21 protein-coding genes are annotated in these 23,765 nt (G+C 65.9%); 13 read left to right on the forward strand and 8 right to left on the reverse strand.

The window, feature by feature from the left end; all coding sequences use genetic code 11:
- Nucleotides 1-30 precede the first annotated feature (30 nt).
- The gene (locus EV140_RS12390; RefSeq protein WP_130284394.1) at nucleotides 31-1,470 is read left to right on the forward strand and encodes an amidohydrolase family protein; all 1,440 of its coding nucleotides are present in this window, start codon (nucleotides 31-33) and stop codon (nucleotides 1,468-1,470) included.
- Between the two features lie 541 nt (nucleotides 1,471-2,011).
- Here EV140_RS12390 and EV140_RS12395 read toward each other — a convergent pair.
- The 3 genes from EV140_RS12395 to EV140_RS12405 are packed head-to-tail and all read right to left on the reverse strand — an operon-like array spanning nucleotide 2,012 to nucleotide 5,667.
- Complete coding sequence (locus tag EV140_RS12395; RefSeq protein ID WP_130284396.1) at nucleotides 2,012-3,073, reverse strand: ABC transporter permease; 1,062 nt, start codon at nucleotides 3,071-3,073, stop codon at nucleotides 2,012-2,014.
- A 5-nt stretch (nucleotides 3,074-3,078) separates the two neighbouring features.
- Nucleotides 3,079-4,602, reverse strand: a complete 1,524-nt coding sequence (locus tag EV140_RS12400) for a sugar ABC transporter ATP-binding protein (protein WP_130284398.1) — start codon at nucleotides 4,600-4,602, stop codon at nucleotides 3,079-3,081.
- A 3-nt stretch (nucleotides 4,603-4,605) separates the two neighbouring features.
- Nucleotides 4,606-5,667 (reverse strand): sugar ABC transporter substrate-binding protein, encoded by a 1,062-nt coding sequence (locus tag EV140_RS12405; RefSeq protein WP_130284400.1) that lies wholly within the window; start codon nucleotides 5,665-5,667, stop codon nucleotides 4,606-4,608.
- 231 nt (nucleotides 5,668-5,898) lie between these two features.
- On the opposite strand from EV140_RS12405, the gene EV140_RS12410 reads away from it, so the two are divergent.
- Both EV140_RS12410 and EV140_RS12415 read left to right on the forward strand, forming a co-directional pair.
- Nucleotides 5,899-7,281 (forward strand): M24 family metallopeptidase, encoded by a 1,383-nt coding sequence (locus EV140_RS12410; protein ID WP_130284402.1) that lies wholly within the window; start codon nucleotides 5,899-5,901, stop codon nucleotides 7,279-7,281.
- Between the two features lie 113 nt (nucleotides 7,282-7,394).
- Nucleotides 7,395-8,141, forward strand: a complete 747-nt coding sequence (locus EV140_RS12415; protein ID WP_130284404.1) for a helix-turn-helix domain-containing protein — start codon at nucleotides 7,395-7,397, stop codon at nucleotides 8,139-8,141.
- Here EV140_RS12415 and EV140_RS12420 read toward each other — a convergent pair.
- Complete coding sequence (locus EV140_RS12420; protein WP_338418554.1) at nucleotides 8,138-9,214, reverse strand: NAD(P)-dependent oxidoreductase; 1,077 nt, start codon at nucleotides 9,212-9,214, stop codon at nucleotides 8,138-8,140. The two genes, EV140_RS12415 and EV140_RS12420, sit on opposite strands and share 4 nt — an antisense overlap.
- Between EV140_RS12420 and EV140_RS12425 the strand changes: the two genes are divergently transcribed.
- A complete protein-coding gene (locus EV140_RS12425; RefSeq protein ID WP_198674446.1) occupies nucleotides 9,111-10,130 on the forward strand; it encodes a LacI family DNA-binding transcriptional regulator in 1,020 nt (339 codons plus the stop codon). The two genes, EV140_RS12420 and EV140_RS12425, sit on opposite strands and share 104 nt — an antisense overlap.
- Before the next feature lie 77 nt (nucleotides 10,131-10,207).
- Nucleotides 10,208-11,716 (forward strand): aldehyde dehydrogenase family protein, encoded by a 1,509-nt coding sequence (locus EV140_RS12430; protein ID WP_130284411.1) that lies wholly within the window; start codon nucleotides 10,208-10,210, stop codon nucleotides 11,714-11,716.
- Here EV140_RS12430 and EV140_RS12435 read toward each other — a convergent pair.
- Nucleotides 11,713-12,336, reverse strand: coding sequence for a substrate-binding domain-containing protein (locus EV140_RS12435; protein WP_130284413.1), 624 nt, complete (start codon nucleotides 12,334-12,336; stop codon nucleotides 11,713-11,715). The two genes, EV140_RS12430 and EV140_RS12435, sit on opposite strands and share 4 nt — an antisense overlap.
- 21 nt (nucleotides 12,337-12,357) lie before the next feature.
- On the opposite strand from EV140_RS12435, the gene EV140_RS12440 reads away from it, so the two are divergent.
- From EV140_RS12440 to EV140_RS12475, 8 genes are all read left to right on the forward strand, one after another.
- Nucleotides 12,358-12,681: a hypothetical protein gene (locus EV140_RS12440; protein ID WP_198674447.1), complete on the forward strand. Its 324-nt coding sequence runs from the start codon at nucleotides 12,358-12,360 to the stop codon at nucleotides 12,679-12,681.
- 65 nt (nucleotides 12,682-12,746) lie between these two features.
- Entirely contained in the window at nucleotides 12,747-13,895 is a 1,149-nt protein-coding gene (locus tag EV140_RS12445) for an MFS transporter (protein WP_130284417.1), read from the forward strand.
- Nucleotides 13,896-14,036: 141 nt separating this feature from the next.
- Nucleotides 14,037-15,260, forward strand: coding sequence for an amino acid ABC transporter substrate-binding protein (locus EV140_RS12450; protein ID WP_130284419.1), 1,224 nt, complete (start codon nucleotides 14,037-14,039; stop codon nucleotides 15,258-15,260).
- Between the two features lie 26 nt (nucleotides 15,261-15,286).
- Nucleotides 15,287-16,168, forward strand: coding sequence for a branched-chain amino acid ABC transporter permease (locus tag EV140_RS12455; RefSeq protein ID WP_130284421.1), 882 nt, complete (start codon nucleotides 15,287-15,289; stop codon nucleotides 16,166-16,168).
- Nucleotides 16,165-18,027, forward strand: a complete 1,863-nt coding sequence (locus tag EV140_RS12460; RefSeq protein ID WP_130284423.1) for a branched-chain amino acid ABC transporter ATP-binding protein/permease — start codon at nucleotides 16,165-16,167, stop codon at nucleotides 18,025-18,027. Before EV140_RS12455 ends, EV140_RS12460 begins: the two co-directional genes overlap by 4 nt.
- Nucleotides 18,024-18,752, forward strand: a complete 729-nt coding sequence (locus tag EV140_RS12465; RefSeq protein ID WP_130284425.1) for an ABC transporter ATP-binding protein — start codon at nucleotides 18,024-18,026, stop codon at nucleotides 18,750-18,752. Before EV140_RS12460 ends, EV140_RS12465 begins: the two co-directional genes overlap by 4 nt.
- 49 nt (nucleotides 18,753-18,801) lie before the next feature.
- Nucleotides 18,802-19,734 (forward strand): NAD(P)-dependent oxidoreductase, encoded by a 933-nt coding sequence (locus EV140_RS12470; RefSeq protein WP_130284427.1) that lies wholly within the window; start codon nucleotides 18,802-18,804, stop codon nucleotides 19,732-19,734.
- The gene (locus tag EV140_RS12475) at nucleotides 19,731-21,041 is read left to right on the forward strand and encodes a M24 family metallopeptidase (protein ID WP_241969085.1); all 1,311 of its coding nucleotides are present in this window, start codon (nucleotides 19,731-19,733) and stop codon (nucleotides 21,039-21,041) included. The genes EV140_RS12470 and EV140_RS12475 overlap by 4 nt, the downstream gene beginning before the upstream one ends.
- Nucleotides 21,042-21,121: 80 nt before the next feature.
- On the opposite strand, the gene EV140_RS12480 is transcribed toward EV140_RS12475, so the two are convergent.
- Genes EV140_RS12480 through EV140_RS12490 form a run of 3 tightly spaced genes read right to left on the reverse strand, consistent with a single transcriptional unit; the run spans nucleotide 21,122 to nucleotide 23,731 of the window.
- Complete coding sequence (locus tag EV140_RS12480; protein ID WP_130284429.1) at nucleotides 21,122-22,498, reverse strand: NADP-dependent succinic semialdehyde dehydrogenase; 1,377 nt, start codon at nucleotides 22,496-22,498, stop codon at nucleotides 21,122-21,124.
- 22 nt (nucleotides 22,499-22,520) lie between these two features.
- Nucleotides 22,521-23,210, reverse strand: coding sequence for a GntR family transcriptional regulator (locus tag EV140_RS12485; RefSeq protein WP_130284431.1), 690 nt, complete (start codon nucleotides 23,208-23,210; stop codon nucleotides 22,521-22,523).
- Nucleotides 23,207-23,731 (reverse strand): VOC family protein, encoded by a 525-nt coding sequence (locus tag EV140_RS12490; RefSeq protein ID WP_130284433.1) that lies wholly within the window; start codon nucleotides 23,729-23,731, stop codon nucleotides 23,207-23,209. The genes EV140_RS12485 and EV140_RS12490 overlap by 4 nt, the downstream gene beginning before the upstream one ends.
- Between the last annotated feature and the right edge of the window lie 34 nt (nucleotides 23,732-23,765).

Genomic DNA, 23,765 nt, shown 5'->3' on the forward strand with positions numbered 1-23,765 from the left:
TTTATTGAATTGCTCAACGAGGAGGAACTCATGACCGATGCCGTCGCACCCCGCGCCGACGACTTCGCGCCGGGCCGTCCCGTCGTCTTCCGAGGCGCCACGGTGATCACGGTCGATTCGGCAGGCGTTCTCGAAAACGCCGACGTGCTCATCACGGACGACACGATTGCCGGCGTCGGGCACAACCTCGAGGTGCCGGCTGGCACGCTCGAGATCGACGCCACGGGCGGAATTCTCATGCCCGGCATGATCGACACCCACCGCCACATGTGGCAGACCGCGCTGCGCGGTTACGGTGGCGACTGGGCGCTCAGCCAGTACTTCGTCTTCTACTACCTGACCTGGGGTCACGTGTTCCGCGCCGAAGACATCGCGGCCGGCAACCAGCTCAGCGCGCTGGAGTCGGTCGACCAGGGTGTCACCACCACGGTCGACTGGTCGCACGCGCTGCGGACCCCCGACTACGCCGACGCCGCCGTCGAGGCGCTGCAGAGCATCCCCGGGCGCTTCGTGCTCGCTTACGGCAACTATCTCGGTGCGCCGTGGGAGTGGATGAACGACCCCGGCTTCCAGAACTGGGTCAAGAACTTCAAGACCTCCGACATGATGGGCCTGCAGGTGGCCTTCGACGTCAACTCGGGCCCCGACTTCCACGAGAAGGGAGCCTTCGAGGCTGCGCGCGACCTCGGTCTGCGCGTCACCACGCACGCCGGTGTGTGGGGCGTCAACGGCGACCCGAACATCGAGTACATGTACGACCACGGGTTCATGACGGACCAGATCACGTACGTACACGCGTCGTCGCTCGGCCCAGACAGCTATCACAAGATTGCCGCCACGGGCGGAACGATCTCGGTCGCCACCGAGAGCGAGCAGAGCGCCGGGCAGGGTTACCCCTCGGCGTGGGTCGCCAAGAAGTACGGCATCACCGCGTCGCTGTCGATGGACACCAGCGTCTGGTGGAGCGCCGACTTCTTCTCGGCCATGCGCGCAACGCTCTCGTCGTTCCGCTCGCGTGACCACCTCGAGGCGCACAATGCCGGCGAGACGGTCAACGTCAACCGCATGAAAGCGGAAGACGCCGTCTGGCAGGCCACCATGGGCGGCGCGCACACCCTCGGCATGGCCGACAAGCTCGGCTCGATCACCGTGGGCAAGAAAGCCGACCTCGTGCTGCTGAAGAACGACGAGTCGCCCGCGATGACGCCGATCCTCAACCCGTACGCCCACGTCGTGTACCAGGCGGGAACCGCCGACGTGCACACCGTGGTCGTTGACGGCAAGGTCGTCAAGTTCGACGGTGAGCGCATCGGACTGCCGCTCAAGCCGGTCGCCGACCGCGTCGCCGCCTCGGTCGAGCACGTGCGCGGCGAGCTGGGCGAAGAGGCCTGGGCCGAGTGGATGAACCCCGCTCTGCCCGAGGACGAGCCCATCGCGAACCCCTACATGTACCTCGACGAGGAGAAGTAGAGGGCATCGCGCTGAACCGCTGCTGACGGCGGGTGGTCCTGAGGGCCACCCGCCGTTTCGCGTGTCCCGGCGCCGTGCGCGGCGTGGGCGGCTGGCGTGGCGCGCGCCCGACGCGCCTTGGCGGCAGGGCCGTGAATCCATGGAGCTGGCCTGCGCATCCCGCGCATCCCTGGAGCTGGTCTGCGCATCCCGCGCATTCGACGCCACCGGATGTCCGCGAGGTTGGCGCAGTGGCGCGGCGTGCCGCGTGCTGCGCCCTCCGACCCGCGTGTCGCGAAGTCCCGCTGACGCGTCGGACACACCGTCAGCGCTGCGGCGTGGCGATCCGTGAACCGGGGCGACGCGACACGACGCGCCTCGGCGGCAGGCTGGTGCGCGCACGACGCGCCTCGGCGGCAGGGTCGCGCATCCCTGACGTACGTACCTGGCGGCGGGGCCGCGCACCCGGCACCCCCCGCGCACACGCGTACGGGGTCGGCGCACCACCCGCGCCGAACCCGTAACTCGGTCCGGCCCCGCACCACCCGCGGGGCCGGGGTCTTTACCTGCTGCGGGTCCTCGACCAGGCGTCGAAGCCGACAGCCACGAGGATGATGACCCCCAGCGCGATGCCCTGGAACAGCGGGTCGATGCGCAGCAGGGTGAACCCGTTGTAGAGCATCGCGATGAAGAGGATGCCGAGCACGGTGCGCCAGACGGCGCCCGCGCCGCCGAGGATCGAGGTGCCACCGACGACGATGCCGGCGAGCACCGTGAACGTCAGCGTCGTCGCGATCGCGTCGTTCTCGGGCACCGAGGGGGTGCGTGCGAGGTCGATCACTCCGGCGAGGCCCGCGGCAGTGCCGGCCAGCGCGAAGGTCGCGATGCGCACCACGTTGATGCGAATACCCGCCAGTCTGGCCGCCTCGGCGTTGCCGCCGGCGGCGTAGACGTACCGCCCGAAGGTGGTGCGCCACAGCACGACGCCGAGCACGATGAGCACGACGGCGGCGATCCAGGTGGGCAGGCTGACCCCGAGGGGGCGAAGCAGCGCGAGCCACCGGAACTCGGGCACGTCGACACGGATCTGGCCGACGCCCTCCTTGCCGAACTGCGACACGAGCTTCGTCGCGCCCAGGATGATGAAGCTCATCGCGAGGGTGGCGATCAGCGGGTTGATCCTCAGATACGTACTGATGATCCCGTTGATGAGCCCGATGGCGAGGCCGGCGAGGATGCCCACGGCGATTCCCAGCGCCGCTCCCGTTTCGCCGCCCACCCGGACGATGATCGTGCCGCAGACCACGGCGGTGAACATGTAGGTGGCGCCGACCGAGAGGTCGATACCGCCGGCGATGAGGACGAGGGTGGCGGCCGCGGCAATGATCAGGATTCCGGCCTGCCGGTCCAACACGTTGCCGATGTTCTGCGCCGACAGGAAGGCCGGACTCCCGATCGACAGTGCGATGAACACGAGAAGGAACGGCACGACGATCGCGACCGAGCGCCACGGGATGTTCTTCAGGAACCGCTGCACAGCATCCGCGTTGTCGCCGAACGATCCGCCGCGTGAGGCGGGCGGGGGTGCGGCGGCTGCCGTCTTCTCGGGGGTGTCGATGCTCATGGTGGTCAGCTCCCAACGGGGGTCGGATCGGCGAACGCCGCCGTGATGATGTTTTCCTCGGTCATCGCATCGCCGGTGAGTTCGGCGACGACGCGTCCGCCCCGCACGACGAGTACTCGGTGGGCGAGGCCGAGCACCTCCTCAACGTCGGAGGAGATGACGAGCACGCCGATGCCCTGCTCGGCCTGTTGGGCGATGAGTTCGTAGATGGCGCGCCGACTTCCGACGTCGACGCCGCGCGTCGGCTCGTCGGCGATGAGTAGTCGCCGGGCTTTCTGCAACGCCCGGCCGAACAACACCTTCTGCTGGTTGCCGCCCGAGAGTGCCGAGACGGCTCGCCGGTCGTCGCCGGCGACGGTCACGCGCTCGAGCAGGCCGCGCGACGCTCGTCGCTCGTCGCCGGTGCGCACCCAGCCGCCGGGCGCCACCTGCGCCATGTTCGACAGGGTGACGTTGTCGCGAATGGGTCGGCCGAGCACGAGGCCCTGCTCTTTGCGCGACTCGCCGATGAGGAAGATGCCCTTCTTCAGCGTGCGCGGAATGTCGGCGGGGCAGGCAATACCGTCGATTTCGACCACGCCGGATGCACGGGGCACCGACCCATAGATCGCGTGCGCGATCTCGCTGCGCCCGGCCCCGACGAGCCCGGCGAGCCCGACGATCTCGCCGGCACGCACCGAGAGGGACACGCCGTTGACGCCGGGTGCGACGAGGTCGGTCACGCGTAGCACCTCGGGGGCGTCGGGGTCGACGGTGGGCTTGTCGGGGAAGACGGAGCCGAGACTGCGGCCGAGCATCCCTTCGATGAGGCTCGATTCCGTTTCGTCCGCTGCCTTGGAAGTTCGGATGTGCCGTCCGTCGCGGAGGATCGTGACGGTGTCGGCCAGCTCGAGTACTTCGGCGAGGAAGTGCGAGATCAGCAGCACGGTGTGCCCGGAGTTCGCGAGCTGGCGAACGACGCCGTGTAACAGTTCAGCGTCGTGGTTCGACAGCGCGGCGGTGGGCTCGTCCATGATGATGAGCGAGGCACCCCGGGCGAGGGCCCGAAGGATCTCGACCTTCTGCTGGTCGGCCGTGCGCATGCCGCCCACGACGGCGTCGGGGTCGAGGTCGAAGCCGGTGCGCTCCGCGACGGCCACGAACTCGGCGCGCAGCTTCTTGCGGTCGATCCAGCCTGCGGTGCGCGGCTCATGACCGAGGAAGACGTTCTCGGCGACGGTGAGCTCGGGCACGAGTGCCAGCTCTTGGGCGATCGTCGCGATGCCGCGGTCGAGGGCCTCGCGCGGGGAGGAGAAGTGCGCGGGATTTCCGTCGACGAGCAGCTGCCCGGTGTCGGCCGTGTAGACGCCTGAGATGATCTTCGAGAGCGTCGACTTGCCGGCACCGTTCTCGCCCACGAGGGCGTGCACGCTGCCGGGCGCGAGGGTCAGGTCGATGTCGCGCAGCACCGGGGTGCCGCCGAAAGACTTGCCGACACCCCGCAGCTCAACGAGGAGCTGCGGGGTGCCAGCGGTTGCCAGGTCAGGCATGGATTATCCGGCCCACTCGCCCGTGAACTGGTCGGCGGTGTCGCGGGTCATCACGCCGTTGTTCGGGAAGTCCGCGAACGGGTCGATGTCGCCGCGGTTGACGCCGTTGCGCAGCGCGTCGACCATGGCCTCCATCGCGAGGCGGCCCTCGGTGGCCGGCGCCTGCACGACGTTCGAGAAGACGACGCCCTCGGACACGCGCTCCTTGCCCCAGGCGGATCCGCCGTAGCCGATCATCAGGAAGTCGCTGAGTGAGCGGCCCGCGGCCTCGATCGCCAGCACCGCGCCCTGCAGACCCTGGTCAGAGGTGGCGATGAGGTCGATGTCGGGGTTGGCCGACAGGATGTCCGCAACGGCTCCTTGAGCGGCAGCCGGGTTGTAGAAGGTCTCGCCCTCGGCGACGATCTGCACCGGGGTGCCCTCGATGACGGAGGTGAAGCCGTCGTAGAGTGCGACACCGATGGCCGATGCCTTGACGTCGTGCAGGAACGCGACGTTGCACGGGTCGAGGTTCGCCGAGGCGCACGCCGCGACGGCTTGCTCGCCAAACTTCGTTCCGATTTCCGAGGGAACGAATACGACGTTCGCGGCAAGGCCGTCGACCTGCGTGGCTCCCGTCGTGAAGTCGTCACCCAGGATCTGGTCGACGTTGACGACTGTGAGTCCCGCGTCGAGCGCCTGCTGCACGACGTCGACGAGTGCGGGGCCGAACACCGGCTGCGTGATGAGGCCGTCGTACTGGCCAGACGCGATGACGTCTTGGATCAGCGTGACCTGAAGGTTCGGGTCGAGGTTTCCGTCGAAGACGGTGATCTCGATGTTGTTCTCGGCGGCGACGCGCTGAATCTCGGCGAGCATCGGCTCGTCGTAGGTGTTCGCGACGGCGAAGGAGATGAAGGCGACCTGCAGGGTCTCTTCCGTGGGGGCGGGGGCGGCGGTGTTGTCGCCGCCCGGGGCCGGGGTCTCGCCAGCGTCGCTGGCGCAGGCACCGAGGGTGAGGGCCGCCGCGGCGGCCAGTGCCACGAACGACAAGCGCCCGCGGCGTGCGATGGGTGAACGCCTCATCTGATTTCTCCCTTGAAATCGTGGGTACCGGAGATCGACGGTGACCGTCCGGGTGGTGCTATTCAGCGTGACTATACATCTGCGTGCACTGAGAGTGAAGTCTTGCGGGCGAAATTGTTCCAATCCCGGAATGCTGTGCGGAGATTGACAGTCGTGGCTGGACGGTGTTTATCTGTGGTAAACATGTCGCACACGCGTCACCGCGCGTCGCGTACCAATCTGGAGGACTCGATGAAGAGCACCGGCACCACAGGCATGAACGCCGTCGACTGGGAGGCGCGCGTCGACTTCGACCGTCTGCGCACCGATCGACTGCTGCGGCTGAAGGCGGAGCTCGACCGGTCCGACGTGGGCGCCCTCCTGGCGTTCGACTTCTCGAACATTCGCTACATGTCAGCGACGCACATCGGCACCTGGGCGATGGACAAGCTCATCCGATTTGCCCTGATCACTCGCAAGACCGACCCCATCGTGTGGGACTTCGGCTCGGCGGCGAAGCACCACTCGCTGTACAACCCCTGGCTCGACCACACGCACTCCGAGGCCGACGCCGACCCGCACGCTCCGCACCACGGCGCCACCCGCCCCCGTCTCGAGTCGGGGGCGCGGGCCGGCATCTCAACTCTCCGCGGAGCGTTCCCGCCTGAGGCGGGTATCGCCGATGAGGTCGCAGCAAAGATCAAGCGCGAACTCGAGAAGTTCGGACTGCTGAACGAGCCTCTCGGCGTCGACGTCATTGAGCTACCGATCCTGTTCGCACTCCAGCGCGCCGGCATCACCGTCGTCGACGGTCAGCAGGTCTTCATGGAGGCTCGCCGCATCAAGACGGGCGACGAGATTCGCCTGCTGGCCCAGGCCGCCTCGATGGTCGACGCAGCGTACGAAAACCTCTACGAATTCCTGCGCCCTGGTGTCCGCGAGAACGAGACCGTTGGGCTTGTGGCGAAGACTCTCTACGACCTGGGCTCCGAATACGTTGAGGGCGTCAACGCGATCTCCGGTGAGCGCTGCTCGCCGCACCCGCACGTCTTTAGCGATCGTCTGATCCGCCCGGGCGACCCGGCGTTCTTCGACATCCTGCACAGCTACAACGGCTACCGCACCTGCTACTACCGCACCTTCGCCGTCGGTTCGGCCAGCCAAGCTCAAAAGGATGCCTACACCCGTGCTCGCGAGTACATGGACCGCGCGATCGCCCTCGTGAAGCCCGGTGCCACGACGGCGGACATCGTCGCCGTCTGGCCGAAGGCCGAGGAGTTCGGCTTCCCGAATGAAGAAGCAGCGTTTGCCCTGCAGTACGGGCACGGCGTGGGCCTCTCGATCTGGGAGAAGCCGATCTTCTCGCGGCTCACCTCCTTCGACCACCCCGAAGTGCTCGAAGAGGGCATGGTGTTCGCCCTGGAGACCTACTGGCCGGCCGCCGACGGCTGGGGTGCGGCACGCATCGAAGAAGAGGTCGTCGTCACGAAGGACGGTTGCGAGGTCATCACGAAGTTCCCCGCCGAAGAACTGCTCGTCGCGGGCAAGCGGTACTACTCGGTCGGCGGAGAGCTGTCGACCCTGCGCGACAGCCAGTCGCACCTCAACACTTTCGACGGTCGTGGGGGACGCTGAGAGCGTCGGTCGCGTGCGGAGTGACGGTTAACATGGGTACCCAATGAGCGTTCACCCGAACTGCTCACCGAGACGGCGCCGGTAGGCGTTGCTGAACCGGGAGAGGTGCAACGGTGCAGTTCGACCTGGGAGCAGAACTTCGTAAAGTCCGCGAGGCGCGAAAACTGAGCCTCCGAGCGGTGGCGAGTGCGGTTGGTGTCTCGGCGAGCCTGCTGTCGCAGGTGGAGACGGGCAAGACGCAGCCGTCCGTGTCGACGCTGTACTCGCTCGTCAACTTCTTGGGTATCTCGCTCGACAGCCTGATGGGGCATCCGGGAACCTCGGGGGCTCCGCTGGGCCTCCGCCAGGCGGATGACGGCCAACCGCGGGATCCGGCGCGCGCGAGCGACAGCGTCGTGCAGCGCCGGGAAGACAACCCGGTCATCGAAATGGAGAACGGCGTCACCTGGGAGCGCCTGTCGGTCGGTGAGACTGCCATCGCCGACCCCCTCATCGTGACGTACCAGCCGCAGGGCTCGTCGTCGGTCGAGGGCAAGATGATGCGCCACGCTGCCACCGAGTACGGCGTGCTGCTGGAAGGCACGCTGACCCTCCGCATCGAGTTCGACCGCTACGTCATCGAGCCGGGCGACTCGTTCTGCTTCGACGCGATCAAGCCACACATGTACGTCAACGAGGGGGATGTTCCGGCGCGCGGCATCTGGTTCGTGATCGCCCGCAAAGACATCACGATTGAGTCCCTCGATCAGCTCGACCACGAGCACGACCACGGTGTTGACGCTGCCACGAGCACGAAGGCGCCGGCGTCTGCCGTGGACGTGCTGCAGGTCATGCGTGGCCTGCGCACCGACCGCCCTTAGCGGCGGCGGGTTACCTCGGCAACGGCCGACCAGTCGAGGTCGGCGAGTTCGCGGTCGGCGAGGGCGCGCTCGAAGCGGTCGCGCAGGGTCGGCGCCGTCGGCAGCTCGACTGACTTCTCGGCCGCGAGGTCTTCGGCGAGACCCAAGTCTTTGAGCCCGAGCGGCATGCGGAACCCGGGCGGGCTGTAGCGGCGCTCGGCGATCATTGAGCCGTACCCCGCGTACACAGCGCCGCCGAACAGGCTGTTCGACATCAGGTCGATGAAGTCACTCGCATTGACGTCGTGGGCCTCGACCAGCGTGATCGACTCGGCCATCGCCTGCAGGGCGTGCAGGATCGTGAAGTTCATGGCGACCTTGACGGCGTTCGCCTGGCGCGGGGTGTCGCCGAAGCGCCACTGCCTCACGCCACAGTGCTCAAGGTAGGGCGCGACCGCCTCGCAGAGCGCGGGGGCTCCCGCGACGAGCAGGTTCAGCTTGCCCTCGGCGGCGACGTTGGGGCGGCCGAGCACGGGGCACGACACGTAGCCGACGCCCGCGCTCTCTGCGACGGCCTGGATGCGGTCGGCGGCCGCCGCACTGATCGACGCCATGTTGACGTGGATGCGCCCCTCGGCTCCGCCCGCCAGGTTCGTCTCCGACAAAACGGCTTCCGCGGCCGCGTCGTCGGCGAGCATCGAAAACGAGACCTGTGCCGCGAGCGCGTCGCGCGCATCCGAGGCCCGTCGTGCGCCGGCGGCGACGAGCTCGTCAGCCGCCTCGGGGCTGCGATTCCAGACAACGACGTCGTAGCCGGCGGCGACAAGCCGCCCGGCAATCGCCTGGCCCATGTTGCCGAGCCCCAAGAATCCGACGGTGTGTTCACGATGAGTCGTCATGGCGTTCATTCTCGCTGAACGAAAGTGAATATGCCAACGCTTTTGCGCCCATCCACTGCGTATCGGTTGCTGTCGCCCGTAGGCTGGCATCGTGAATAGGAGAGTCACGATCGCCGACGTCGCTGCACAGGCGGGGGTCCACAAGGCGACCGTGTCTCGCGCGCTCAACGAGGCAACGCGCGACCAGGTGAACATCGAGACTCTGCGGCGAGTGCAAAAGGCTGCCAAGTTGCTTGGCTATGTGCCCAATGCGATGGCGAGGAGCCTGCGGACAAGCCAATCGATGACCGTGGGCGTGATCATCCCGGATCTGACGAATCCCATCTTCCCGCCGGTCATTCGTGGCATTGAAAACTACCTTTCGCCGCGCGGCTACACCGCCCTGTTGGCGAACACCGACAGTCGGGATGCCCTGGAGCAGTCCGCCGTGCACTCCCTCTCAGAACGCCAGGTCGACGGATTCATCATCGCGACCGGGCTTGAGGACCACCCGCTCATTCCCAGCATGTTTGAACGCAACATCCCCGCCGTGATGGTGAACCGCGGGTCGGGATCGATTCCATACCCCCTGGTGACGGGAAACGACGCTGCCGGCATCACCGCCGCCATCGAGCACCTCCGGGCTCTTGGGCACCGAGAAGTGGTCCACCTCGCAGGGCCATCGAACTACTCCACGTCGAGGGTTCGTAAGGAGAGCTTTACGACAGCCTGTGCTGATGCGGGCCTCACCGGCGTTGTCGTCGATGTCCCCTCGTTGACGGCGGAAGATGGCGAACGAGCCGTCGACGACCTGCTGTCTCGTCGCCGCACGTTCACCGCGATTCAAGCGAGCAACGACCTCTTGGCGCTGGGTGCGCTGCGGTCGCTGCGTGCTCACGGACTCGGATGCCCGACGGATGTGTCCGTCATCGGCTTCAACGACATGCCGTTCGCTGAGGAGTTCAGCCCCGGGCTCACAACCGTGCACGTGCCGCTGCAGATGATCGGAACCGAGTCGGCCCGCATACTTCTCGACACGATCGAAACCGGTCACATCCGACCGATCGCCGTCATGCTCCCGGTCTCGCTGGTCATCCGCGGCTCATCAGGCCCTGCCGCGGCGGTGCGCTGACGCCACCCCTGGCAGGAGCGCAATCCGTGCGATATGCTCCCGAAGTACGCAACCGATTGCAGAAAAGGAGGCTGACGATGACGTCAACCCCTCGCCCCGTCAACCCGGGAACCCACCGTGACCCCTGGGGCCCGTTCATCGACGGCGCCTGGACTCCCACCGAGAGTCTCGAGCTCTTCGACGTGAGCGAGCCGGCCCTCGGGACCCGTCTTGCGCGCGTTGCTGCCGCCGATGAGGCCGCCGTCGATGCGGCGGTTCGCTCGGCGCGACTGGCGTACGAGAACGTGTGGAGTGTCATGCCGCCGCGCGAACGCGGCGCGCTCATGCGCGAAGTGGCGGCCGTCATTCGTCGCAATGCCGACGAGCTGGCCGAACTCGAGGCACGCGAAGTCGGAAAGCCGCGGCGGGATGCCGGGCGGTTCGATATCTCGTTCAGCCACGCGTCGTTCGACTACTTTGCGGGGCTGGCCGACAGCATCCACGGCGAGATCCTCGATCAGGGACCGATCGAGGCGCGGATCCTGTACGAGCCCTACGGGGTGGTGGCCGCGATCCTCCCGTTCAACTGGCCACCGATCCATTTCGCAAAGAAGTCGGCCCCGGCGCTGGCGGCCGGCAACACCGTCGTCATCAAGCCCGGAGAGCAGGCACCCCTGACGGTGATGCGGTTGGTGGAGCTTGCGAACACCGTTCTTCCGCCTGGCGTGATCAACGGTGTGACGGGGATAAGCGCGGGTGCTGCCCTCGCGGGTCACCCCCTCGTCGAGCGCATCACCTTCACCGGCGCGACCGCAACGGGGCGGAAAGTGCTGCAGTCCGCGGCCCAGAACCTCACCTTCGCGACCATGGAGCTGGGGGGCAAAAACGCGCTGTACGTGCGCAGCGATGCCGACCTCGCCCAGGCCGTCGATGTCGCCATCGAGGGAATGTTCTACAACCAGGGGGAGGCGTGCACGTCGACGGCGCGCATCCTGGTTCACGAGAGCGTCTTCGACGAGTTTGCCGAGTCTTTCACCGCGGCAGCGCTGGCACTGAAAGTCGGCGACCCCCTGGAGCCCACCACCGACATCGGCCCCATGGTCGATGAGCGGCAGCAGCAGCGCGTGTTGGCGTACCTTGACACCGCCCTCGCGGAGGGAGCGACGATTCGGGGGCAGGGGGCGATTCCCTCTGATCCCCATCTGGCGGCGGGTTTCTGGGTGGCGCCCACCGTGCTGGAGGGCGTGGAGCCCGGTCACACCGTTGGCCAGGAGGAGATCTTCGGACCGATCGCATTGCTGATGCGCGTCCGCGACGACGATCACGCGGTCGAGGTTGCTAACGGCACCGAATACGGTCTCACGGCGGCGATCTGCTCTCGCGACGAGGCGACCGCCTGGCAGCTTGCGCGTCGCCTGAACGCGGGCATGGTGTTCGTGAACAACTACATGCGACGCGCCTTCTTGGGGTCGCCGTTCGGAGGCGTCAAGGGCAGCGGCTTTGGTCGCGAAAACGCGGCCGAGACGATCCGCGAATTCGTGCGCGCCAAGAACGTGCGCTTCCGCTCCGGCCGCGGGGTCGTGCCGGTGTGGCCCCCCGTCGACTAGGTCGTCGGCGGGTGGTCCGGAGGTGAGGCGAGAAGCTCCGTCCACCCGGCACGCAACGTGGACGTGACCATCGAGGGTGCGTAGCGTTCGCGGAGGGAGATGATGGTCTCCATCGAGCCGCTGTCGATCGTGCCCCCGCGAATCAGGCCGTGGTTGTCGTCCCGCAGGATTTCTGCGTGGCGACGGGCTTCCTCGTCGGTGAGCCCGAGCACTTCGCTGGCCGAATCGACCACGAGGTCGGTCACGTCGCCCGAGACGATTCTCTCGGTAGTCTCCAGCAGAACGGTGCGCAGAGCGACGACTGCTTCGTCGCGCTCGACCGCGTCGACCTGCGGCCGTGTCTCGTCCTCTGCGCGCGCCGAGGGCTCGACTCGCGCCAAGACCGTTCCGATGTACGGGCCGACATCGGTAGACGACGCGAGAAAGACGCACCCGCGGCTGTGAGCGACCAGCTCGTTGCCCGCGTTGAGGATGGTGATGTCGCAGTCTCCGGCCGCGAGCGCCACGGCCCGTCGCGGTGTCGATCCGAGCGTGACAATCTCGATGTCGTCTCGCGCGATCCCGAGCTGTTCGAGCAGTGCGTACGCCAGCAGAGCGAACCCCGAGGTCGCTGCGTCCACTCCGACACGGGGACGGCGCCGATGGATAGCCCTGTCGTCGTGCGCGCAGAGCGTCAGCCCCAGCCCCCGATCAATGCCGGCGACAATCTCCACGGCCAGTGTCGTCGCGAGTGGGTTGGTCGAATCGAAGTGATAGGCCAGGGTGTTGTCGGGATTCGTCAGGATGGCGTCGAATTCGCCGGAGAACGCTCGCCGGAATTGATCCGGCGAGGAGCTTACGGGGTGTTCGCGTACGTCCAACCCGGCAGCGGCGAAAGCTCCTATCCGTCGAGCCACATCACAAAGCACCGGGTGCGTGAATACGCCAACATCGAGTCGGGTGGTCATGGTCAGCTCCCTCACTGAGGCAAGAATGGCTACGCTTACTGCAACCGATTGTAGATCCCAGTGAGAATCGAGTCCGCGTGTCCATGGCGTCCCGGTCTACCCAGTTGCTTATCGCACTGGCCTTCCTCACGTTCTTCGACCGGGCACTGTTGCCACCGTTGTTGCCCGTCATCGCACGAGACCTCGGAGCCAGCGTCGACAGCATCGGCGATGCGTTGGTGGGGTACACCATCGCGTATGCGGCCGCGCAGTTGCTCTGGAGTGTCATCTCGATCCGCGTGGGGCGCGTGCGCGTGCTCGCCATTTCGACCGGACTCGCCGTGGTGGGCATTGTCATCTCGGCGCTCGCAGTGACCCCAGCAATGCTCGTGATCGGCCGGGTCGTGGCGGGAGCAGCCCTCGGAGCGACGGTGCCCGCCGTCCTCACGTACTTCGGCGACACCCTGACGCTGAAGCCGCGGGCGGTAGCTGCCGCGAACCTCGCGGCTGGCCTGTCGCTCGGTATGACCGTCGGAACCGTTGTTGCATCCGTCCTCGGTTCCTGGCTCGACTGGCGGTGGGCTTTCGCGCTCGCGGGCGTGCTGGGCATCGTGTTCACGGTGCTGCTCATTCGACTTCCGGAGCCGCCGGCGGCCCCGTCCCCAGCCTTCTTCGCCTCACTTCGCGTTCTGGCTCGCAAACCGTGGGTTCTCGGTATTCTCGCGCTCACGGCGCTGGAGGGAGCTCTGCTCGTCGGCGTGCTGGCGTTCTTGCCCACCGCGTTGGTGGAGGACGGCGCACCCGTGATCGTTGCGGGTGTCGCCACCAGTGTCTTCGGGCTGGCTGTCATCGCCTGCAGTCAACTGCTTAAGCCGATCTTGCGTCGCTGGAATCCCGCCCGAATCCTGTTGATAGGCGGCCTGTCCACCGCAATCGGCTATGCGCTCGTCGCCATCCTGTTGGAGTTCTGGACCGTGTCGATCGCCGCGGTGCTCCTGGGTCTCGGTTGGGCGTTCGCCCACACCCAAATGCAGACCTGGATGACTGACGCGGCGGCCGCTGCGCGACCCGTGGGGATGTCACTGTTCGCGGTCGCGTTGTTTGGTGGTGGCTCGCTGGGTGCCGCTGTCGGGAACGCGGCAGTGCCGGGCGGCCAGTTTCTTCTGCTCTTTGCGATTTCAGCGTTCGCCGCCGCGGCCTTCGCGGTCGGTTCCGCGGTTGCCCGCAACCGATACACACCGAGCGAGCAGTAATGCTCGCGTAATGGCGATACGGGTCATCGTTGTCACTTGACATTCCGGCCTGGGCAGTTCTAGGTTTGCCCTGCAACCGATTGCAAAATCGGAGCACCCTCGCAGACGAGGTGTTCCAGCTAACAAGGAGGTTAGTTACCCATGGCAGCATCACGAGCTACACGCATAGCTGCGTTGACCGCAGGGCTGTCCCTGCTGGTCGGCGTCTCCGCATGCGCCACCGACTCCGGTGGCACCACTGACGATCCGATCGTTATCGGCGCATCGCTTCCCCTCACCGGCGAGTTCAGCCAGGGCGGCCTCGACACTCAGCAGGGCTACGAGGTCTGGGTCGAAATGACCAACGAGGCCGGCGGCATCCTGGGTCGTGACGTCGAGATCGTTATTCGCGACGACGCAACCAACCAGAACACCGTCGTCACGAACTACAACAACCTGATCAGCGTCGACGACGTTGACCTGTTGCTGGGAAGTCAGAGCTCGCTTCTGAACATTCCCGCATCAGCGGTTGCTGAGCGCAACGAGATGGTCTTCGTGTGTCCGTCGTGCGGGTCGCCCGACATGTTCAACCGCGGCTTCGAGTTCATCTTCTTCTCGCAGCAGGCTGTCGCGACCGACCAGGCGCGTGTCTTCGCGGAGTGGATTGCCGCTCTTCCCGAAGATCAGCGACCGAAGACGGCTGCCTACCCGTCGCTCGACGACCCCTTCGCGGGCCCGGTCGTCGACGGCGCTGAGGCGATCCTCTCCGCGGCCGGCATCGAAACGGTGTACAAGGACATTTACCCCGCAACCACGAAGAACTTCGACTCGATTGTGGCGGCGATCGCCGCGTCGGGTGCTGAGATGGTGGTTCAGGGTGCGCAGTTCGAAGACGGCGTCAACTTCGTCCGCTCGATGAACCGTGCGGGTTATGAGCCTGACATCCTGTACCAGTCGTCGTCACCGACGTATGGCCAGCAGTACTTCGACGGTGTTGGCGAAGACAACACGCAGGGCGTCTTCTTCTCCACGAGCTACAGCTCCGTGGCGTCGACTCCTGGCAATGCCGAGTTCCTGGCGAAGTACGAGGAGATGTTCGGCGGCATCCCGCCGGAGGACGCGGCAGACGGGTTTGCCGCCGGCGAGGTGCTCAAGGCTGCCGCCGAGGCGGTCGGCGGTATCGACGACCAGCGTGCTCTTGCGGACTGGATCCGCGCCAACGAGGTGCAAACGATTCTCGGAACGCTCAGCTGGAACGAGAACGGCAGCCCGAAGGGTGACTTCCTCGTGGGCCAGTGGCAGGACGGTTCAGCGCAGATCGTGTTGCCCGCCGAGGCCGCAACCTCGGAGACCATCTTCCGCTGGCGCGGCGCCGCTTTCGAGTAGCCCGTAACGACGACTAGGAGCCCCAAATGATTGCCCTCACGCAGACACTGATTCTCGGTGTCTTGGCGGGCGCGGTGTACGCGCTCATGGCATCCGGCCTCACGCTGATCTTCGGAGTCATGCGTGTGATCAACATCGCCCATGGCGCGTTCGCCGTACTTGCCGCCTTCTTGACGTACTCGCTGTGGTCAGCTTTCGGCCTCGATCCGCTTCTTGCCATTCCGTTCATCATGGTTGTGATGTTCGGCATCGGCTGGGTCGTGTACCAGGGAGCTGTTCGTCACTCGCGAGGGTCACACGTGAGCATGACGGTGCTGGTCACCTTCGGTATTGCTCTCGTGCTCGAGGGCGTGATGGGCATCATTTGGGGCAACCGGTCGGCGTCGATTCGCACCGACTACACCGACGCCTCGGTTGAGGTCGGTCCCTTCTTCTTCCCCCAGGTTCAGCTCCTGGCAGCGGCGATCGCTGTCGTGGTGCTGATCGCCCTGTACTTCCTGCTCAACAAGACCTGGCTCGGCCGGGCGATCCGGGCGGCGTCTGTCAATGAGAGCGGCGCGTTGCTCGTGGGCGTCAGCGTCGCTGCTGTTGCTGCCCTCACGTTCGCCATCGGCATCGCCACCCTGGGGGCGGGTGGCGCGATGCTCGGCGCGATCCAACCGATTGTCCCGGGCACCCACTATCAGTGGATTGCGCGACTGCTCGCGATCATTGTGCTCGGCGGTTTCGGCAGCCTGCCCGGCGCGGTCATCGGAGCCATGATCATCGGCGTCACCGAGATGCTCGCAACCACGTATGTGGGCTCCGCGTGGCCGGTCGCGGTTCCCTTCCTCATCATCTTCATCGTGCTCATCGTTCGCCCCCAGGGCATCATGGGCGCTCGACTCCGAGAGGATCTCGTCTCATGAGCGACGCTGCAGCCAAGTCCGTACAGGACGAACGTCGATCCCGCCTGATCCGCAACGGCGTCCTGGCAGTTCTCGCCCTCATCGTCGTGCTATTCCCCCTGATCGGGGATGCGTCGATGGAGAACACGATGATCCTCGCGCTGATCTTCGCGATCGGTGCGAGCGGTCTGAACATCATCACCGGTTACACCGGTTACCTCTCGCTCAGCCAGGGCGCCTTCCTCGGAATCGGCGCATACGTCGCCGCGATCCTCGGCCGAAGCATGCCGGACATCTCTCCTTTCGTCTGGATGCCGGTGGCGGGTCTCACCGCGGCGCTCCTGGCCATGCTGCTGGGCCTGGTGACCTACCGGTCGAGGGGCGCATCCTTTGTGATCATCACGATCGCGTTCCTGTTCCTCGTCCAGTTCGTCGCCACGCAGTGGGTGCCCGTCACCAACGGCACGGCGGGCATCACGTTCCCGCTCCCGACGTGGAGCAACGCGGTCTGGGGAAACTGGCCCTTCCACCTCGTTCTGGTTGGCCTCCTCGCCCTGTCGATTCTCGTTTCCTGGTGGATTCGCCGCACCAAGTTCGGTACCGGCCTCATCGCGATTCGTGAGGATGAGGGCAAGGCGGGCTCGGTGGGCATCAACGCGCCGATCTACAAGCTGCTCGCCTTCGGGCTCAGCGCTCTGTTCGTCGGTATGGCGGGCACCGTCTACGGCTACTACCTGTCGTTTGTTGACCCGATCGGCATGTTCTCCATCCTGAACAGCGTGATCATCGTGCTCGCGATCATCCTCGGTGGCCGCGGCACGCTTCTCGGCCCGGTCCTCGGCGCATTCATCCTGGTTCCGGTCGACGCGTTCGCGAACAACTACCTGGGCGGCGGAAACATCCGTTTACTCGTCTTCGGTGGGCTTCTGGTGCTTCTTGTCGTGCTGCTGCCGAAGGGCATCATCCCGACCGTGCAGCTGCTGCTCGAGAAGCGTCGCACGAAGGGCACGGTCGGGCTGACCGGCTCGATTACGGCTCTCGCTGATCGACCCTTGCCTCCCCCGCGCGAGAAGCTTGCACCGGTCGGCGACACGATGCTGCTGCAGGTGACGGGCCTCGAGAAGAGCTTTGGTGCGCTGAAGGCGGTTGACGGATGCACGTTCGGGGTTCCTGAGGGATCGATTACGGCACTCATCGGTCCGAACGGTTCCGGCAAGACAACGGTGTTCAACCTGATCTCCGGGCTCATGACGCCGGACGCCGGCGAGATCGTGCTCGACGGTGAGCGGATTGAGGGCCTGGCGCCCTGGGGTCGCGCGCACCGGGGAATCGGCCGCACCTTCCAGATGACCCGGCTGTTCCGCGAGATGACGGTGCTCGAGAATGTCGTGGCTCCGCTGCGCGATTTCCAGTTCCGACAGCTCGGGTTGGGTGCCGTGAGCGGTAGCGAGGCAGAGAAGGCCGAGGAATTCCTCGAGTTCGTGGGCATGCAGGCCTATCGTGACGCTCGGGCGGGATCGCTCTCGTACGGGCAGCAGAAGCTGGTAGAGCTTGCCCAGATCCTGGTTCTTGACCCAAAGCTGATCATGCTCGACGAACCCGCGGGTGGCATCAACCCGACACTGATCGAGCGCATGGGTGGTCTCATCCGCGAACTCAACGACCAGGGCAAGACCTTCCTGCTCGTCGAGCACAACATGCCGTTCGTGTTGGGGCTGTGTAACCCCGTTCGCGTGCTCGCGCGCGGTCAGGTGATCGCCGAGGGCAGCCCGGCGGAAATTCAGAAGGACCCGCTGGTGCTCGACGCCTACCTGGGCGACGACTACATGCTCGAGAACCGGTCCGGCGATGGCGCCGCGGCGAAGGGAGAAGGACGATGATCGTTCTGCGTGATGTTGTTGCCGGCTACGGCGGCGGAAACGTGCTGCAGGGGGTGACGCTCTCGGTGCAGCCCGGTCAGCTGGGCTGCATCGTCGGCCCGAACGGTGCCGGAAAATCGACCGTGCTCCGCGCGATCAGCGGCCTGCTCAAGCCGAGCGAGGGCAGCATCGAGCTGGACGGTGAAGAGATCGGCGGACTGTCCCCGACGGAGATCCTTGAGCGCGGTGTCGCTCAAGTCCCGCAGTCGAACGGTCTCTTTCCGAACCTGACAGTCCGCGACAACATCTTGATGGGGGCGTACGTCATTCGACGCCAGAAGTCGCTCGTGCAGGAGCGCTACGACAAGGTGCTCGAGATGTTCCCGCTCGTGGCGTCGCGCACCAACACGAGTTGCGGCAACCTCTCGGGTGGCCAGCGACGCATGGTGGAGTTTGCGCGTTCGCTCATGCTTGACCCGGCGCTCGTACTCCTCGATGAGCCGAGTCTGGGACTCGACCCGAAGTCGCTCGGCGTCATCAACGAGGCCGTAAACGTCATGCGGGAGAACGGCAAAGCCGTGCTCATGGTCGAGCAGAACGTTCGCTTCGGCCTGCGCATGGCGGACCAAGGAATTGTCATGGAGAGCGGCCGCGTGCTGCTCGACGGCCCGGCAAGCGAGATCTTGGCCAACCCGGAGATCGCAGACCTCTACTTCGGCGGTGCTGTCTCGAAGAAGACAGCCTGATCCACCCTCATCCCCTTCTTGTCACTCTCAACCCCTAAGGATTCTTCTCATGGCTCACCAGAACCTCACCATCGGCTGGATCGGCGTCGGACGCATGGGCTTCCAGCTGGCTACGCGCCTGCTGGACGCGGGCTACGACGTTGCTGTCTATAACCGCACTCGTGCGAAGGCCGAGCCGCTCGCCGAAAAGGGCGCGACGATCGTCGACTCGCCCGCCGAGCTGGCCGATCGCGACCTCGTCTTCAGCATGGTGTCCGCACCCAAGGACCTTGAGCAGGTCATGCTGGGCGAGGGTGGCCTGCTGACGGCCGACGTGGCCCCCCGGATCATCGCTGACTCCTCCACGGTGTCCGTGGAGGCCTCGGAGAAGATCCGCGCTGTCGCAGACAGCCGCGGTACGGCGTTCCTTGCGACCCCGGTCAGCGGCAACCCGGCGGTTATCGCCGCCGGCAAACTGACCGTTGCCGTCTCCGGCCCCCGCGAAACCTACGACGAGGTCGCGGAGGTTCTGCAGCACTTCGGCCGCGGCGTGACCTACGTCGGTGAGGGCGAAGTGGCGCGCATCGTGAAGATCGCCCACAACGTGTTCCTCGGGGTCGTAATTCAGTCGATGGCTGAGATCACCGTCCTCGCCGAGAAGGCGGGCGTCACCCGCGAAGCGTTCCTGAGCTTCCTCAACGACTCGGTCATGGGCTCGGTCTTCACGCAGTACAAAACCCCCGCTCTCGTGAACCTCGACTTCACCCCGACGTTCACCAACGTGCTTCTGCAGAAGGACTTCGACCTCGGCCTTGCCGCGGCGAAGGAGATGGGCGTGGTGATGCCGGTCGCGAGCGTGACGCGCAACCTTGTTGCTCAGGAGGTGGGCACGGGAAACGTTGAGCAGGACTTCGCGTCGCTGATCCTCACCGTGGCGGCTGGCTCGGGTCTGCAGCTGGAGAGCGAGAACGCTGACGTGAGCGACGGTCTCGAGGCGTCGTGAGCGCCCACGTCCACAACCACAGCGGCGATCGGCGCTTCGAGCGGCCGTCGCCTCGGCCGGCGGGGGTGCGCCCGCTGGGCGCGCCGGGCCAGGTCGCGGTCGACTATGAGCACCGGGTCGACTTTGAGCGGCTCCGCCAGTACCGGCTCGGCCGGGCCAAGGCGGCACTCGAGGCGAGCGAGTGTGGGGCCTTTCTCCTGTTTGACTTCTACAACATCCGCTACACGACACAAACCTGGATTGGCGGCGCCCTCGGCGACAAGATGATCCGGTACGCCCTGCTCATGCGGGGCCGCGAGCCCATCCTGTGGGATTTCGGGTCAGCGGTGCGTCACCACAAGCTCTACTCCGACTGGGTTCCGGAGGAGAACTACCGGGCTGGCTTCTTGGGCTTCCGCGGTGCGGTTGCCCCGGAAGGCGGATCCGACCTCATGAAGGATGCGGTGTCGGAGATCAAGTCGCTGTTGGTGGCGGAGGGTCTCGCCGACGCTCCGCTCGGGCTCGACATCGTGGAGCCGCCGTTCCTGTTCGAACTAGAGCGTCAGGGCATTCGGGTGGCCGACGCCCAGCAGGCGATGTTGGATGCTCGGGTCATCAAGAATCAGGACGAAATCATGCTCCTGAATCAGGCCGCCGCGATGGTGGACGGTGTGTATCAGGACATCGCGGAGGCGTTGAAGCCGGGGGTGCGCGAGAACGAAATTGTCGCTCTCGCAAACAAGAAGCTGTATGAGTACGGCAGCGACCAGGTGGAGGCGATCAACGCGATCTCGGGCGAACGCTGCAACCCCCACCCGCACAACTTCACCGACCGCATCATTCGCCCGGGAGACCAGGCGTTCTTCGACATCATTCACTCGTTCAACGGATATCGCACCTGCTACTACCGCACGTTCGGTGTCGGTTGGGCGACGGAGAGTCAGAAGGATGCGTACAAGCAGGCTCGCGAGTGGATGGATGACGCGCTCGACGCACTCCGTCCCGGGGTGGGTACTGACGAGGTCGCGGCTGTCTTGCCGAAGGCACAAGACTTCGGTTTTGACAACGAGCTGGCTGCCTTCGGTCTGCAGTTTGCCCACGGGCTCGGGCTCGGCCTGCACGAGAGGCCGATCATTTCGCGGCTGAACTCGATGAAGGATCCGGTCGAACTCAAGGCGGGAATGGTGTTCGCCATGGAGACCTACTGCCCTGCATCCGACGGCATTTCGGCGGCCCGTATCGAGGAAGAGGTCGTCGTCACCGACTACGGCATTGAGGTGCTGACGAAGTTCCCCGCGCAGGATCTCTTCGTCGCGAACCACTACTAAAGGGGACGATTCCCGCGCGGTACATCACGCACAGGGGGCGGTGATTCTCGGAATCACCGCCCCCTGTGTTGTCCCTCGCGTCAGGCCTTCCACACGCTTTTCAGGTTGCAGAACTCCCGGATTCCCTCGACCGACAGTTCGCGCCCCACGCCCGAGTCCTTGATCCCACCGAAGGGGAGCTCGGGGTAGGAGATCGACATGCCGTTGATGAACACGGCGCCCGCGTCGATGCTGCGCACGAGGTAGGCCTCCTCGTCCTCATCACGCGTCCAGACTGCGGAGCTCAGTCCGAACGTCGTGTCGTTCGCGATCTCCACGGCCTCGGCGGCGCTGTCGACGCGGTACACGGAGGCGACCGGACCGAAGGCTTCTTCGGCGTACAGGCGCATCTCGGGGGTGATGCCGCTCAGCACGGTCGGCGGGTAGAACCAGCCGGCGCCTTCGGGAACTGCGCCTCCGGTGGTCGCCACGGCGCCCTTGGTGAGCGCGTCCTCGACCAGCTCCACGATGTCGTCGCGCCCGGATGCGGTGGCCAGCGGCCCGACATCGGTGGCGTCGTCCATCGGGTCACCCACGCGGAGAGCGGCCATGGCAGCCGTGAACTTCCCGACGAACTCGTCGTAGACATCGCGGTGAACGATGAACCGCTTCGCGTTGATGCAGGCCTGGCCGTTGTTGACGGTGCGCGAGGTGACGGCGGTGGCCACGGCGCCGTCGATGTCGGCGCTCGGCATGACGATGAACGGGTCGGACCCGCCCAGCTCGAGCACGACATGCTTCACCTCGCTGCCGGCGATGGAGGCGACCGAGCGACCGGCGGGCTCCGAGCCGGTCAGCGTTGCCGCTGCCACCCGTCGGTCGCGCAGCACGGCTTCGACCGCGCGCGCGGGAATGAGCAGCGAGCGGAAGGCGCCCGTGGGAAAGCCGCCGCGCTCAAACAGGGTGTCGAGGTACAGGGCGGCCTGGGGCACGTTCGAGGCGTGCTTCAGCAGCCCGGCGTTACCGGCCATCAGGGCCGGTGCGGCGAATCGGATGACCTGCCACAGCGGGTAGTTCCACGGCATGATCGCGAGCACCACGCCGAGCGGCTCGTAGCGGGTGTAGGCGGCAGAGGCGTTGACGGCAGACGGGTCCGCGAGATCCCGCCCGGTGAGGAACTCCTCAGCGTTGTCGGCGTAGAACCGCATCGCCTTCGCCGACTTCAGCACTTCGGCGCGCGCCTGGGCGATGGTCTTGCCCATCTCGGTCGTGAGCATGCGGGCCGCCTCGTCGAGTTCGCTCTCGAGAATGTCGGCTGCCGCGCGCATCCAATCGGCTCGGTCGGCGTAGCTCGTCGCCCGCATCGACCGGTATGCCGCGTGTGCGTGAGCGATGCGCTCGTCGATTTCGGCATCGGTGTGAGGGTCAAATTCACGCTCGGTGACGCCGGTTGTGGGGTTGATGGTCGCGATGGCCATAGGGTCCTCTTCTGGTGTGCGGCTAGGGGGTCGTGCTGGCGGCGGTAAAGACTTCGGGATGCTGGGCGAGCAGTCGCCGGGTGCGCCGGATGTGCCCCTCGACGACGCGCTCGCCGGCCTCGATGTCACCGTCGCGCAGGGCGGTGACGATCATGTGGTGCTCGTCGTGCACGATGCGCTGACTGTGTGCGTCGATGAGCCGGGTGTAGGCACGGCGATACGGCTGCGTGGTGTTCCACAGTCGCCGCACCAGGTCGCCCAGCACGAGGGTGTCGGCACCGGCGTACGAGCTCCAGTGGAAGTCGCGGTCGAGGCGCAAGAATTCTTCAATCTCTGTCGTCTGCGCCATTTGCTCGGCGAGCCGCTCGAGGCGGTCGAGCGCCTCGGCATCCAAATGGGGGGCAGACAGTCGCAACAGCAGTGGTTCGACGCGTTCGCGGGTTTGGTAGACCTCGTCGCACTCGTCGAGGCTGAGTCGCGAGACCCAGGCGCCGGCATTGGCGCGCAGCGTCACGAGCCCGTCAGCCTCGAGCATCTTGAGCGCCTCGCGCACGGGCACGCGACTCGCGCCAAAGCGCTCGGCGATTTCTTCCTGACGAATGCGGCTTCCCGGTGGGAAGTCACCCGCCACGATCGCGTCGCGGAGTGCGTCGGCGACGCGCACGCTCGCATTGCCGTCGCGGGTGCCGCTGGAGGCGGAGAGCGCGGTCATGCCGACGGGTTTCTGGGATCCCACAGCGTGATGTCGCATGAGCGTTCGTAGGCCTTCCCATTCGGGAAGCTCACCAGTTCGAGCTGCATCCCCCAGGGGGTGAGGAAGTACAGCCAGCGCTGGCCTTCGCTCGCGTTGCGGCTGGCGGTGGGCTCACCCAGGAGGCGCACGCCGTGCCCGCGCAGGTACTCGGCCGCCTCGTCAATGTCGTCGACGTAGAAGGCGAGGTGGTGGCCGCCGATGTCGCTGTTGCGCGGCTGCGCGTGCTGACTATCGGCCGGTTCCCACTCAAAGATCTCGAAGTTGGGGCCGAAGCCGCAGCGGTAGAAGCGAAGCTCCCGCATGACCGACCGCGGGTGCACGTTCAGATGCTCCCGCATCCAGTCATCGTCGCGCTCGAACGGGCCGAGCGTGTAGACGTACTCGCAGCCGATGACGTTCACGAAGAAATCGTGCGCCTCGGTGATGCTGGGGACCGTGAACCCGATGTGCTCGGTTCCGCGCAATCCGGGAAGCGCCATTTCATTCCCCTCCTGCAGCACCGCTGCTGCACGT

Source organism: Microcella alkaliphila, from assembly GCF_004216855.1.
Classification (GTDB): Bacteria; Actinomycetota; Actinomycetes; order Actinomycetales; family Microbacteriaceae; genus Microcella; species Microcella alkaliphila.

Coding starts and splice junctions, on each gene's coding strand:
- EV140_RS12460 (WP_130284423.1), top strand. CDS start 16,165: ATGAGCGACGCTGCAGCCAAGTCCGTACAGGACGAACGTCGATCCCGC.
- EV140_RS12490 (WP_130284433.1), bottom strand. CDS start 23,731: ATGGCGCTTCCCGGATTGCGCGGAACCGAGCACATCGGGTTCACGGTC.
- EV140_RS12465 (WP_130284425.1), top strand. CDS start 18,024: ATGATCGTTCTGCGTGATGTTGTTGCCGGCTACGGCGGCGGAAACGTG.
- EV140_RS12485 (WP_130284431.1), bottom strand. CDS start 23,210: ATGACCGCGCTCTCCGCCTCCAGCGGCACCCGCGACGGCAATGCGAGC.
- EV140_RS12455 (WP_130284421.1), top strand. CDS start 15,287: ATGATTGCCCTCACGCAGACACTGATTCTCGGTGTCTTGGCGGGCGCG.
- EV140_RS12450 (WP_130284419.1), top strand. CDS start 14,037: ATGGCAGCATCACGAGCTACACGCATAGCTGCGTTGACCGCAGGGCTG.
- EV140_RS12410 (WP_130284402.1), top strand. CDS start 5,899: ATGAAGAGCACCGGCACCACAGGCATGAACGCCGTCGACTGGGAGGCG.
- EV140_RS12445 (WP_130284417.1), top strand. CDS start 12,747: ATGGCGTCCCGGTCTACCCAGTTGCTTATCGCACTGGCCTTCCTCACG.
- EV140_RS12420 (WP_338418554.1), bottom strand. CDS start 9,214: ATGTTCACCTGGTCGCGCGTTGCCTCGTTGAGCGCGCGAGACACGGTC.
- EV140_RS12395 (WP_130284396.1), bottom strand. CDS start 3,073: ATGAGCATCGACACCCCCGAGAAGACGGCAGCCGCCGCACCCCCGCCC.
- EV140_RS12390 (WP_130284394.1), top strand. CDS start 31: ATGACCGATGCCGTCGCACCCCGCGCCGACGACTTCGCGCCGGGCCGT.
- EV140_RS12440 (WP_198674447.1), top strand. CDS start 12,358: ATGGATAGCCCTGTCGTCGTGCGCGCAGAGCGTCAGCCCCAGCCCCCG.
- EV140_RS12470 (WP_130284427.1), top strand. CDS start 18,802: ATGGCTCACCAGAACCTCACCATCGGCTGGATCGGCGTCGGACGCATG.
- EV140_RS12400 (WP_130284398.1), bottom strand. CDS start 4,602: ATGCCTGACCTGGCAACCGCTGGCACCCCGCAGCTCCTCGTTGAGCTG.
- EV140_RS12430 (WP_130284411.1), top strand. CDS start 10,208: ATGACGTCAACCCCTCGCCCCGTCAACCCGGGAACCCACCGTGACCCC.
- EV140_RS12405 (WP_130284400.1), bottom strand. CDS start 5,667: ATGAGGCGTTCACCCATCGCACGCCGCGGGCGCTTGTCGTTCGTGGCA.
- EV140_RS12480 (WP_130284429.1), bottom strand. CDS start 22,498: ATGGCCATCGCGACCATCAACCCCACAACCGGCGTCACCGAGCGTGAA.